Consider the following 12,547-nt stretch of genomic DNA (forward strand, 5'->3'; position numbering starts at 1 on the left):
ATCAGCGATCGCTGTGAGTAATGGCTGCTAGAGATTGATCATTCTAGAGGCTACATATTCGTTCGCTTTAAAGCCAGCGAACTCCAGCAACCTGGCCGGGGTTGGGAGCGGAACATCAAACGACTGTTTGCCATCAGTGACATCGATACTCTTAACTGGACGACCATCGATATAGATATCAAGACGGGCAAGCCCCAGAGTTTCGGCTTGAATGGTGATTTTTCCCGGACTGGTTGTAGTGGTCACATTCAACTTACGAACTGGCATGTGAGAGAGGATTTCCCCAGCCTTGTTGAGAAGATCGGTATTTCCGGTGAGCAAATCCTTTCTGGTCATGTAATAGCGTGAGTTCGGAGTAATCCCCAGGTCTTCAACGGGAGTCCCCGACTGTTTCCCAACTCTGAGTGAACGCCGGATCGCAACACGCATATTGGCACCATTGGGCAAAGGCTTGTAGGGAGTTTCCGGGTCTGGGGGAGCGGGTACACTTAACAATGTTCGCAGTAAGGCATGAGTCCAGACATTGGCACCACCAGTCCCCGTATTATCATCTACGCCAAGAATATAGCCGATCTCGTGATCCTGGAACCCTGCTGCGAATATGTCGGTTGCACTGTAACACCGTGCATCTGTGATTAATACCACAGGCCCATGATATTTCTGCCCGATCTGATTGGCAAAATCCACAGGGGTAATCGGAAAACTACTAGAATAGGTCGCACCAGTTTCCACGGATTGACGAATTGAGGGCACCCAGGGGCCAAGATCAATCTGTCCGGTGGGATTCTTCTCATGTCGTTGACAAATGCGTAAGTTGAGAGGGGTATTGATGAACTGAGTTGGCTCTGGCGATATATCGCGAGGAGTCAGTACCTGCAGCAGTCCTTCACTTGCCCAAATATGCCCTCCTCCGTTGCCCCGGACATCCACAATTAAGCCATTCTGTGGCAGCAATCCGACTAACCGAATAAACTCCTTAATAAAGGCTTGAGGGTCATCAACGTTAAACGTAAAAATCCGCATGTGCCCGAACTCCCCAGATGGAGTCTTGACACGCTGTGCCCGAAAAACACCCACCATCAGGGTTGGAATCTCTTGATCAGTCGATGCTTGTTCGGTAGAAAGCATTGCTTGCTGGTCTGCTGCTGCGACTTCTGCCGCCACAACTTCCGGAGCGAAAAGCATTTTCTTGGCTTCTTGGGTGATCTGGGCTTCCAGATCTACTCCCTGGGCAACAGCGCTGGCACTCAAGGAATCTGCATCCGTCCCAACATAGGTGGGTCGGTAAGGGGCAACCGCCCATTCCTGTTTGAGTTCACGCTCAACACCATTCAGATCGGTGTACCCAATGACAACCCATAAAGCATCAGGGGGTAGTGAACGAATTAAAGGACGGATCGTTAATCCATCAAGACCACGAGCATGGCGGGCTGCCAAATTGCTACCGGCATGTAAATCTGCAGAGAGTTCAATGGCCCGACGAATGGGCACCCCATTCCACATTTTGATTTCAACACCTGGCTTAAATTGGGGATGCGAAAAGCCCTGAACCAGATGGGTCACAATATAATGTGGCTCACCATTCTCAAAGTATTCCTCAATTTGAAATGGCAAAAAAGCAAACTTATCTGCAAATGGAAAGGGCAAAAGATAATTGGTATGTAGATCTCGAACGGAGTTGAAAATTGCCAACATTTCGCTATGAAATGATAATGCACTCTCCAAGTCAGACGCTTTTGCCTGTTCCAGGCGATGCTTAATTAAACGAAGTTTTTGAATGGGATTAACTCCATGCATCGCTACCTTGAACGGTAAATGAACAAAGTTGTCGTTAAATAGAACGAATGCCTGTTCAACAAGTCGTTTACGGTCACCAAGACTCAAATCTCCAACAGATTTAAGAAATGTCTGCAAATCAGTTGAACCAGCTAATTGATCCTTTACAGCAGGATGAACATCATCTAAAAAATCCAAACCGATTTTTTCTTTGTCATAGCTATGCAGTCTGGCAGTTCTTTGAGTTGATGTAATTTTTTGTGCTCGACTTACATTTACTTGGCTCATAATGTCTTTTCCCACAATGTTATGAATTCATCCAAAGCTCTCAAAACAGTTTTTTAGCAGGATCTGTCTTCCTGCTTGAGGTGCTGGCAGTCTCAATCCTGAGCAGCGATCGAGGATGACCTGGTTGGGTTAACAAAGGAAATCTGGCCAATCCCTAGCTAACGCATCCAAACCTACCAGCAGTGGATACTCCGTCTTGCCGCATGCTTGCCCTGCTGCCTGACTCAATATTCTGCAAAATTGACATCAAAGACAATACGACGATCCGCGTATGTCTTCATGAAGAAAATGTAATACTAACCGTACCAGTCCCACAGGAGGCGATCGCCACTGCGGCCCGTCTCTGCTCACTTAACGGTACATCCACCCAGCCTGTAAGACGTTCCAAAGACTTTGTCCGTGGCAGGGCAGAAGGAGGGTAGCCATAGTGCGTTAACCGGAAGCGCGATCGCCGGATTTTAGAAAATAAACCTTGTCCAAGTCCAGAACCGTAGTTTCTCTGATAGGAAAACGACCGTTCTCTAGCTGGACTTGGTTTAGAACTAAAGAATGAAATCAGTAGACAGGAAGTTGGACTTGCGCTCTTTGACAATTTCCGTAATCAGCGCTTTGTTCAATGAGTTTTCTTTGGCCGCAACCAGGGTACGAATCGAGAACGATCGCAGGGCATCACTGACTGACAAGGTACCTTCTGCTGAATCTTTGCGGCCTGTGAATGGGAAGGTATCCGGCCCTCGCTGGCACTGGCTGTTTAAATTCACCCGGCAAACCTGGTTCACCAGCGGATCGATCAGATCGGCGATCGCATCTCGATCCTGACCAAAAATACTCACCTGCTGCCCATAGTTGGAATTGACGATGTACTCGATCGGTGTTTCCAGATCGTCGTAGGGCACAATGGGAATCACTGGGCCAAATTGCTCCTCATTGTACAGCCGCATCTGAGGCGTTACAGGATAGACAACTGCCGGGTAGAAGAAGGTTTCATTCACGGTTCCGCCAGCCTCATTGATTACCTCAGATCCCAACTGTTTGGCATCTTCCACTAACTCGGCCAGATATTCGGGCTTGCCTGGTTCAGCCAAGGGCGTTACTACTACCCCGGGTTCCCAGGGCATACCAAATTTGAGCGCGTTGACAGCAGCCACGAATTTTTCCAGGAAGGCTTCCGCAATCTGCCAATGCACAAACAGAATTTTCAGTGCTGTACAGCGTTGGCCATTAAAGGAAAGCATGCCCAGAATACATTCTTGCACCGTCAGATCCAGGTCAGCACAGGGCAGGATAATGGCGGGATTTTTGGCTTCCAGGCCCAGAATCGTACGTAGACGGTGAGGTTTGGGATGGAGTTTATCCAGATTAGTGGCCGCTTTACTGGAGCCGATGAAGGCCAGGGCATCTATCTGCCCTGAAGTCATCAGCGGTGGTGTGACCGCACGACCTCTACCATACACTGTATTCACCACACCAGGTGGAAACGCTTTTTGAAAAGCTTCTAGCAGGGGTTGAACGGGTAGGGTTCCGGGGCGAGGAGTTTTCATCACGATCGTATTACCCATGATCAGTGCCGGAATCAGAGTCGTGAAGGTTTCATTCAGGGGATAATTACACGGCCCCATGCACAACACCACACCCAAAGGTGCCCGTCGAATCTGGCCAATCACTTTGTCCACAATTTCAAACCGGGAACAAACTCGATCGAGATTTTTCAGCGCATCAATCGTATTTTCGATGTAGTCAATGGTGCGATCGAACTCTTTTTGAGAATCGACATAGGATTTGCCAATTTCCCACATCAAAATCCTCACCACCTGATCCCGCTGCGTCTGCATCCGGTAGGTGAAGTCCTGCAGGCATTCAATCCGTTGCTGAATAGGCATGACTGCCCATTTACCGCGTCCGCGATCGTAGGCTTCTACAGCGGCCTGTAAGGCTGCCAGTGATTCTGCTTCGGTCAGTAGGGGAAAGTTCCCAATGGTTTGCGGCAGCAGTTCAGTAGCAGTTTGCAACCGCAGGGGTGAAAATACATCTTTCTGAGGGCTATCCCAGAGACGCATTTCCCCTCCAATCAGATATTTCCGTTGATTAAGCGGTTATACGGAAAAAAACTGCCAATATAGGGTGCTGAAAACCTTGATTGTATTGAGTTTGTGTCAGCAGGCTTTGTTCATGCAGTCGCGGTTTTAACCGCCGGATACTTTTCAAACGCCCTCTACATAGTTCAACAATAAAATTCGACCATATCTTTCATTTGATTCTACCGTTATTACACTTATGTCACTTTTTGTTTATTCATGTCAAATTCAAGTTTCAATTTAAATCTTAATCTTCATAGAAAGTTCTTTAAAGTTAGTTGTAGAATAAATGCCGATTGTGTAGGATAGTTCAAATATCAGAAGGTTATTTTTACAATTATGGCTCGGCTCTCAAAAGATCTGCATCGCTTCTTTATTGAGGAACCTCCCGCTGATCAGGTGACACTGGCTGATGTGCTGGAACTGGCAGGGGAACGAACCTTTGGGTTTCTACTTGTGCTGTTAGCCCTGCCCTCAGCTCTGCCTGTTCCAGCGGCAGGCTACTCTGTTCCCTTCGGGCTCGTAATGTTTTTATTGGCGGTGCAGTTGATTGCTGGAGCTAAAACTCCCTGGTTGCCCTCGCGCATTGTCAATCATTCTATTCCATTAAGTCGGGTACAGGGTTTTGTAAAGTCCGGAATTCCCTGGATGCAGCGAATTGAGCAGTTCTCGAAGCCGCGCCTTACAATCGTGTGTACGAGTCGTTTGGGGCGGGCAGTAATTGGATTAGCGATCGCCCTGATGGCAATCTCAATGATGATTCCAATTCCGGGTACAAATACCCTGCCAGCCATGGGGATTTTTGTCACGGGCTTCGGGCTTCTGGATGATGATGGAGCCATCAGTCTTTCTGGATTAGTACTATGCCTGATGGGAGCAACACTAACGCTCTCCATTCTGTATGCCTTGGCTGTTGGCGGAACTAGCCTCTATGATTGGCTTAAGTACAGTTTTAAGGGACTCTTGGGACGCTGATTTGCCTACTGACCGGTTGTCGGTTCCTCCACAGGGCGAATAATGGTAGTCTCTGGAGTGATTTGTTGGGGCGTGAAGATCGCTTGCAATGACTCTTCCAAGGTGGGAGACATGACAATCCGGTTTTCGTAGGCCACAATCACTCGTACCAGCGTTGGCAGGCTGTTTTGGGTAGCTTCTAAGTATAGCGGTTCTACATACAGTAACGATTGCTCGATTGGCACAATCAATAGATTGCCCTGAATTGCCCGTGATCCCTGACGATTCCAAAGAGAAATTTGTTGAGAAATCACTGGATCTTGATTAACTCGAGCCTCGATTTGTTCTGGCCCATAGATCAACCGTTCTTTGGGGAACGTATACAACAACAATTTGCCGTAGTTCTCCCCGTCCGATCGCGCAGCCAGCCAGGCAATTAAGTTGGTTCGCTGCCGAGGTGTATAAGGCAGTAATAAAATAAATTCTTCAAAGGGCACGCTCGGTAAACTGGTAATCAGGTAATACGGCTCTACAGGGCGAGCTTCATCGCCATACACCTCATTGGGAATCTGCCACTGGTCTTCCCGGTTATAAAACACCTGTGGATCGGTCATGTGGTAAGTCATTAACCGCTCTGCTTGCAGTTTAAAGAAATCGACGGGGTAGCGAAGATGACTCCGTAGACTGGCAGGCATTGCAGTGAGGGGTTTGAAGAGATTAGGAAAGGTCTTTGACCAGGTAGCAATGATGGGGTCACTGGGATCAGCAATGTAAAAATCAACGGAACCATGATAAGCATCAATCACAACTTTGACTGAATTACGAATGTAGTTAATGCCCTCACTGCCTGAATCAGAGTAGGGATAGCGGGCACTCGTGGTGTAGGCATCCACCATCCAGTAGAGATAATTCTGATCTTGCCGCTCTGGTATTTGGACATCGGCTGTTACCAGATAAGGATCGCTGTCATAGCGTAGAAAAGGAGCGATCGCTTGAATTCGATGTTTGATATTACGCCGAAACAACACTTTCGTGTCTGGCAGAAAATCGCGGGTAAATAATATTTGCCAATCGCGCAAGTAAACGGCGAACAAGCTTCGCCGCCACCAGGAACCCATGTTGATGCCACCCCGGCCGTCATAGACGTTATAAGCATTGTCACTACCACTGGGAAAGTCTAACTCTCGCGTCCGAGTGTTCGTCATCACATAGGTGTTGGCAATTTCACCGTAGTAGATGCGGGGTAACCCGATTGGAATACTATTCCGGACTGCTTGACTGGAGGTTGTCAGTGCCCCATCTTCACCCCCCGTAATGTCTTTCACGAAATACTCTGGCAATCCCCCAGCGCCCACCGTATTCACTGGGCTGAGTGTGAACCCATATCCGTGGGTGTAAATTAAGTGGCGGTTTACCCAGGTTTGTGCCTCCTGTGGCACCGCATTGTAATCAAGTTCTCGTGCCGCAATCAGCACCTGTCGTTGTTCCGTTGGGGCCGTAGGAATGGCTGTTGGACGATTTGGGGGAACGACAGGTGAACGGGCAGGCACATCGGTTTGCAAGGTATAGCGATCGATATCTGCATCGGGAAAGCGATAGTAAGGACGGATTTGCTGCAATTGGCGATTGGTTTCCAGCAGTGGCCGTTGATCCCAAAGACGAATATTCCGAATGGTCAATTCATTATCAGCCAGATCTGCTTGAGTGAGTTGTCCTTTGGGGTCAAAGTTAATCGCATCGATCGCTTCCAGGCCAAATGCCTGGCGGGTGAAGGCAATAGTTCGCTCAATAAATGGGCGTTCCCGCGCCAATTCATTCGGCTGCACAATTAAATACTGGACTACTTCTGGCACGATCGCGCCAGCCACAACCAAAAATCCGAATAATCCCAATCCCAGGCTAACCCAGTGGCGATGAGGAGATTTGGGTTGCCAGAAGACGGTGCGCCATAAGAGATAGAATGCGATCGCCAGTGCCAGCAGACTCAGTCCGGTATAGAACGGCAGTTGAGCTGTGGCATCAGTATAGCTGGCACCGAATGCTACACCACGCGGGGAATACAGTAATTCATAGCGACTCAGCCAGTAGCTCAGGGCGATCGCCCCCATCAAACTACTACCCACTCCATACAAATGTCTTTGCTGAGCCGATGAAAATCCCGGAAAAAAACCTTGACTCAGACTATTTCCCGATAGTAAGTAGGTCAGCGCAACTGCCACAAATCCATATAGAAACAGCCCAAATAGCCATAACTCCAGCAATTCCCAGAGCGGCAGGGCGAAAATGTAGAATTCGATATTCCGTCCAAACAGGGGATCGACTGCTTTAAACGATGTGGGATGCAGATATTGCAAGACAACTGTCCAATGAGTTGAGAGTAACCATCCAAATAGAATACTGAGTATCAGAGCAATCGCGTTCAACAGCAACCGGGGATAGGTTAACAGGGCGATCGCGATGCCCAACACGCCACCTAACCACCAAAGTTGGCTCACTAACTGGCTGCCGACTTGCCCAAGATTTTTGACGTTGAAGCGAGCAACAAACGTGCTAGGTAGGACTGGGCCAGACTGCCAGTAATGCACGGCAAGCTGACCATAATAAATCAACAAAAAACTACCAATTAAACTCAACCCCAGGACGAGGGGAAGGAGGAAGGGCAGTCTAAAAGCACGGGTTGATGGAAGAGATGCTGGCGGAGAACGTTGAAGCTGAACTTTATAGGGTGGCAGAAAAGGTCGCCTACTATTTCTTGGATTTTTTTGATCCTGGCTATCCTCACTCACCATATACGAATGTTTCAATCGTTGGGCTAACGCCAGATTACCCAGCAAGTAAACGGCTGTAACCCCTGCTACAAGGACTAATAGAATCAGTCGAACCTGGAGTTTAAGCAGGAGTACCGAGAGATAGTGAACTTCCTGAAACCAGAGAATTTCTGCTCCCAGACGGGATGCTAGATCAAGAAATATCGCTATTCCTAAGAGCACTATAAGCAATTGAAATAGCCGCTTCGAAGTCACAAAAGTTAACCAATTAGTTGAAGAGAACAAGGGCTGCTGAAGAGATATCTATCCGAAAAGCTTTTGTCTTTACTGTTTTTCGTTTTATCAGGATTGTCATCTATCTAAAGATAGATTTTGAACATCAGATGAACTGGCTGATCAACCATCCTGAAGTCAACCCTAGCCATGAGGTCAATACCAGTAACCTAAGTGATTGCGCAATGCTTAAGTTATAACGCCATAGTTCTAGTCTAAACAGAACCTCAACAGTACCAGTAACCGGAGTCAGAGTCAGGTTCTTTAAAGGAGCAAAACCAACCAAGCGACGCAGATAAATGATCTAGTTCTGCCTCAGTAATGATTGACGAACAGTAACAATCATTCAGGAAGTCCCATAGAACAGGCAAAACTTGTTGGCGTTGCACGAATTGCATCCCAGACGAAATGGCTTCTGTGGCGGTTGAATAGATGGCGCTCGATTGATAAATCGGTGGTTCCATGCAGTTTACTGCTATATCAAGCACCAACACACGCCATCCTGTCTTCACAGAAATTGCTTTTACAAGGTAGTTGAGATAATGAATTTCAGACATTGGCAGAATTGCTACTAGACTGGTGTCCAAGAGGCCCTGGCGCTATCCGTGTTTGGGATCTATTGTCCTAAGGGTTAAGGTAGCCGTCAAATTCCTAATCGATCGCATCAAGTCGGTTAACAAAGGTGGCTAAGACTGCCATTGGGATGACCGGAATCAGGCAAATCAGCCATTGATTCCAGTTCAAGGGAGCAGTTCTGAATAAAGTATTCATCACCTCCCATTGACTGAAGAGAATTTGCAGCACGATCGCACCCAAAATCCCAGCATCGATCGCCCGCACGTTATTGAATGCAATGCTTCTGTGCTGGATTCTGGCAACAATCGCGGTGCCCAGATGACTGACGCTGATGAGATAGATAATCCCGTCCGGCAACCAGCGCTTGAATTGCCATGGTGCGGGCTACTGCGATATCTCCCGTAGTTTGCCGTGCCCATTCAAACATGCCAAAGATCAAAATCCAGTTGAACAGGGAAACGGCAATAACCCGTTGCAAGAGTTTGCCAGATAGCAGGGGTTCACGGGGATCGCGGGGAGCTTGTTCCATCGTCAGGTCAGACTTTGGCTCAAAGGCCAGTGGCACCGTCATGGCAACTGAATTGACCATATTTAGCCACAACACTTGTAACGATAGGATGGGCAGATCTCTAGCCAGCAAAGCACTGATCAAAATTGTCATGGACTCATCCCCGTTCACAGGTAGGATAAAGGCGATCGCCTTCCGCAAGTTCTGATAAACGGTGCGCCCTTCTTCCACAGCTGCTTCGATCGAGGCAAAGTTGTCATCTGTTAGCAGCATATCCGCCGCTTCCCTGGCCACATCAGTTCCGGCTTTGCCCATGGCAATCCCAATATCTGCCTGTTTCAGAGCCGGGGCATCATTCACCCCATCCCCGGTCATTGCCACAATTTCCCCTCTGGACTGTAAAGCTTCGACCAGTCGTAGCTTTTGTGCCGGAGCCACCCTGGCAAACACTGAACCAGATTCGACCGCTTGCGATAGGTCGGAATCATTCATCTTTGCTAACTGTTGGCCAGTGAAGCCAACCAGTTGTCCCTGTTTTTTAATCCAATCCGTTCAGCGATCTCAGTTGCGGTCGTCAAATGATCGCCAGTGATCATCTTCACCTGAATCCCTGCAGACTGACAGGCATCGACAGCAGCGATCGCTTCCTCACGGGGTGGGTCAATCATGCCCTGCAATCCCAAAAAGGTGAGTTCTGCATCCAGGTCGGTGTGCTCCAATGTTCTTTGCTGTTTGAGGACTGCTTTTTTAGCCAAAGCCAGCACCCGCAAGCCCTGTTTAGCAAGACATTCCGCTTCCATCTGTATTCGCTCTTGATCAATCGGATGGGAAATCTGTCCAACTTCCGTGTTGCTGCCCGTAGCTACCACAATTCCGCCCCCCTGGCCAAAGGTGACAAAGCCGCCAGGCTTTGTTGCATGATTAAACAATGGACAGATTAGCCTTGAGGTAGTCCTGGTACTACGCTTCAACCTCATAGCTATCGGGCTTAGCGATCTGAATCATCCGATTGAGCGCAGCATATTTGATCAACAATTCAACTGCTTGGTTGTCAAATTTACGCGCACTGAGATTGCCTCCAAAGATGGTCTTAAAGCGGAACATTGTGGTTTCTGCAATCGAGCGACGATGATAGCCAGAGTCTTGCTTCCAACCTTTGCGTCCATGCTTACGGATCGAGCGTAGGTTCTCATCCCGGTGATGAAGTTTGCCTTTGCGATTGCCATGCCGCCAAATTTTGGCATCCTTGCGCGGGGGAATGACTACTTTAGCGCCTTTGGCTGCAATCTCGTCATAGCAATGGCGATGGTCATACGCACCATCGGCAGAGACTTGGTTGATCGGCGCTTCAATGGCTTCGAGCACATCGTTGAGCACTTCTCCATCATGGAAATCGTTGGTCGTAACCACTGCTGCCAAGATTTCACCCGTTGCCTCATCGACTCCCAGATGCAGTTTGCGCCAGGTGCGTCGTTTGCTGATGCCATGTTGCCGGGGTTTCCACTCCCCTTGGCCAAACACTTTCACCCCTGTTGAATCCACCACCACATGACAAGCTCCCTCCTTCGGCACCACCGACAGTTCCACCAAGAGTTGACCCAATCGTCGCGATAGAGTGCTGTGGTCAGGGACGAGTAAATCAATCTCCATCAACTCAAAAATGGATTCCACGCAGCCTTGGCATTGCCGTCCAGCTAATCGATACACGGCTTTCAACGTCGCTATCGTCAAGATTGCTAAATCGCTATAAAGCTTCGATGCTCCGGGTTTACCGCTTAAATCCTCAACAATCCATGCCTCCAGCACAGACTCCTCGATCCAGACGGTGAGACTTCTTCTGTGCTTCAATCCAGCGTTATACTCAGACCAGTTGCGGATGCAGTATTGAGGTTTCATGGCGTAGTTTTGGTGTGGTAATTGAAACTTACCATGTCCCTACCCTTCCGCCAGTTCCTGTGAGGGAACCTGCTGTTTTCTTCCCTCTCGGATGACTGTTGCTTCCGTTGTCACCGCCTTTGCCAGGGCTGCGATCGCGCCTTCTGCCTTGGACTCCTGCACAAACCCGATGATGGCATTAATCAGAGTAACGCCCCAAATGACAGCCGCATTCGTCCATGATCCCAGCAGCGCCTTGATCACTCCGGCAACTAACAGGATATACAGCAATGCTTGATTCAACTGTAATAGGAACCTGAGCCAGGCAGGTTTTCCAGGCTTCGATACCAATTCATTGAACCCATAGCGTTGCTGTCGCTGAGTGACTTCACCTTGCAATAACCCCTGCTCTGCATTGCTTTCCATACGTTCGGCCACCTCTGAACTGGAAAGCTCATGGTAGGCAAAATTGGATGAGTTGGTTTTGGCGATCGCCTGTATAGCCTGAAGATTATTCCTACAGCCCTTATCGTTAATCAACTTATCAACTCAAAGTTAGAATGGCAGGAAGAAATCGCGGGGATTTCGGGGGGATTTCAGGATCAACTGACCTGTTTCAGGCGATAGCCCATCCCATGTACGGTTTCAATCAAGTCATCCGGAGCATTGGCCGCTTTTAGCTTTTGCCGCAAGGTTCGGATGTGCGTTTTCACAGCTTCCTCCGTTGGGGTTTCTTCCGGCAACCAAAGTCTTTCGATGATGATGGGGCGACTCATCACTTGGCGACCACTGGAAATCAGCAGTTCCAGCAACGCAAACTCTTTGGGGGTTAAATTGAGGGGAATGTCCTGGTAAGTCGCTTCGTAAGTGCTGGGATTCAGCCGCAGGTTACCCCAGGCCAATGTTGGATTTGCAGTAGGACTGCCGCGGCGGAGCAGCGCTCGGATGCGGGCCATCAGTTCTTCAATATCAAAGGGCTTGACCATATAATCATCAGCCCCTGCATCTCCCGATGATTTTGTCCGCGATCGTGTCCCGCGCCGTCAGCATCATAATCGGAATGGTTGCATTTCGTGCTGTTGCTCCCCTTTCCCGGATCTGCTGACAGAGCTCAATACCATCCATTTTGGGCAGGGTCAAATCTAGTACCATCAGATCATAGTCCAGAGCATTGACCAAATTCCAGACTGCTTCTCCGTCCTGTGCGACATCAACCTCGTACTGGCGGTTGGTGAATGCTTCCGTCAGCAAATCAGCAATCCGCACATCATCTTCAATAACCAGAACGCGCATTGAGATTTTGGACTTGAGACTCTAAATTTGGAGGTATGACAGGGCCACTCACCGTGCCCACTCCTGAATTTACTCTAATACAGATGCTCATGCTCAAAATCCAATGACCTGAGTGGTGCAGAAAACTTTTTTGAGTCTCATGATGGATAACCTGAACGACC

At 48.6% G+C, this 12,547-nt stretch carries 11 protein-coding genes; 1 reads left to right on the forward strand and 10 read right to left on the reverse strand.

Translation table 11 applies throughout. The annotated features are described in order from the left end of the window. Positions 1–27: 27 nt before the first annotated feature. Positions 28–2,064, reverse strand: a complete 2,037-nt coding sequence (locus tag ACUVQO_RS10815) for a S41 family peptidase (RefSeq protein ID WP_445925886.1) — start codon at positions 2,062–2,064, stop codon at positions 28–30. A 542-nt stretch (positions 2,065–2,606) separates the two neighbouring features. Beyond that, the gene (locus tag ACUVQO_RS10820) at positions 2,607–4,121 is read right to left on the reverse strand and encodes an NADP-dependent glyceraldehyde-3-phosphate dehydrogenase (protein WP_445925887.1); all 1,515 of its coding nucleotides are present in this window, start codon (positions 4,119–4,121) and stop codon (positions 2,607–2,609) included. A 357-nt stretch (positions 4,122–4,478) separates the two neighbouring features. Here ACUVQO_RS10820 and ACUVQO_RS10825 point away from each other — a divergent pair, with 357 nt between their 5' ends. Beyond that, positions 4,479–5,114 (forward strand): exopolysaccharide biosynthesis protein, encoded by a 636-nt coding sequence (locus tag ACUVQO_RS10825; RefSeq protein WP_445925888.1) that lies wholly within the window; start codon positions 4,479–4,481, stop codon positions 5,112–5,114. Positions 5,115–5,119: 5 nt separating this feature from the next. Here ACUVQO_RS10825 and ACUVQO_RS10830 read toward each other — a convergent pair whose 3' ends face one another. The 8 genes from ACUVQO_RS10830 to ACUVQO_RS10865 form a co-directional block, all read right to left on the reverse strand. After that, positions 5,120–8,116 carry a UPF0182 family protein gene (locus tag ACUVQO_RS10830; protein ID WP_445925889.1) on the reverse strand — a complete coding sequence of 999 codons (2,997 nt, stop codon included), beginning with the start codon at positions 8,114–8,116 and terminating at the stop codon, positions 5,120–5,122. A gap of 669 nt (positions 8,117–8,785) precedes the next feature. Next, positions 8,786–8,974 carry a cation transporting ATPase C-terminal domain-containing protein gene (locus ACUVQO_RS10835; RefSeq protein WP_445925890.1) on the reverse strand — a complete coding sequence of 63 codons (189 nt, stop codon included), beginning with the start codon at positions 8,972–8,974 and terminating at the stop codon, positions 8,786–8,788. 1 nt (position 8,975) lies between these two features. Continuing rightward, positions 8,976–9,710, reverse strand: coding sequence for an HAD-IC family P-type ATPase (locus ACUVQO_RS10840; RefSeq protein WP_445925891.1), 735 nt, complete (start codon positions 9,708–9,710; stop codon positions 8,976–8,978). 5 nt (positions 9,711–9,715) lie between these two features. Then, positions 9,716–10,147: a hypothetical protein gene (locus ACUVQO_RS10845; RefSeq protein ID WP_445925892.1), complete on the reverse strand. Its 432-nt coding sequence runs from the start codon at positions 10,145–10,147 to the stop codon at positions 9,716–9,718. Positions 10,148–10,178: 31 nt separating this feature from the next. Continuing rightward, the gene (locus ACUVQO_RS10850; RefSeq protein ID WP_445925893.1) at positions 10,179–11,114 is read right to left on the reverse strand and encodes an IS5 family transposase; all 936 of its coding nucleotides are present in this window, start codon (positions 11,112–11,114) and stop codon (positions 10,179–10,181) included. 39 nt (positions 11,115–11,153) lie between these two features. Further along, positions 11,154–11,633 (reverse strand): cation-transporting P-type ATPase, encoded by a 480-nt coding sequence (locus ACUVQO_RS10855; protein ID WP_445925894.1) that lies wholly within the window; start codon positions 11,631–11,633, stop codon positions 11,154–11,156. Between the two features lie 62 nt (positions 11,634–11,695). Beyond that, positions 11,696–12,079 (reverse strand): response regulator transcription factor, encoded by a 384-nt coding sequence (locus ACUVQO_RS10860; RefSeq protein WP_445925895.1) that lies wholly within the window; start codon positions 12,077–12,079, stop codon positions 11,696–11,698. 7 nt (positions 12,080–12,086) lie between these two features. Then, positions 12,087–12,386 carry a response regulator gene (locus tag ACUVQO_RS10865; RefSeq protein ID WP_445925896.1) on the reverse strand — a complete coding sequence of 100 codons (300 nt, stop codon included), beginning with the start codon at positions 12,384–12,386 and terminating at the stop codon, positions 12,087–12,089. Between the last annotated feature and the right edge of the window lie 161 nt (positions 12,387–12,547).

This window comes from Leptodesmis sp., assembly GCF_052746595.1.